Annotated in this window: 1 pseudogene; it reads right to left on the bottom strand. The window is 47.9% G+C overall.

What is annotated here, in order from left to right:
- Nucleotides 1-336: pseudogene (locus OGY09_RS00255) on the bottom strand (UDP-glucose 6-dehydrogenase); the annotation flags it as partial.

Below are 336 nucleotides of genomic sequence, written 5' to 3'. Positions count from 1 at the left end.
ATGAAGTCCTTACGCGTACGGTTAGCATCAACGATTGCGCCAATAATGTTATTCGGCACAGATGCATAATTCGCCAACAGCTGCTTAGTATCTTTTGGCAAGCAATAGCCACCGTAACCGAATGACGGGTTATTGTAGTGATTACCGATACGGGGATCCAGGCACACGCCTTCAATAATCTGCCGTGAGTTCAGACCAAGGCTTTCGGCATAGCTATCCAGTTCGTTAAAGTAGGCCACACGTAACGCCAGATAGGTGTTAGCGAACAACTTGATGGCTTCGGCTTCAGTCGAGTCGGTAAATAAGGTCGGGATATCTTTCTTCACCGCACCTTCC

It is taken from the genome of Citrobacter sp. Cpo071, assembly GCF_030332765.1.
GTDB lineage: Bacteria > Pseudomonadota > Gammaproteobacteria > Enterobacterales > Enterobacteriaceae > Citrobacter > Citrobacter portucalensis.
The sequence above is the reverse complement of the archived record's forward strand: the minus strand, read 5'-3'. Positions and strand labels throughout refer to the sequence as shown.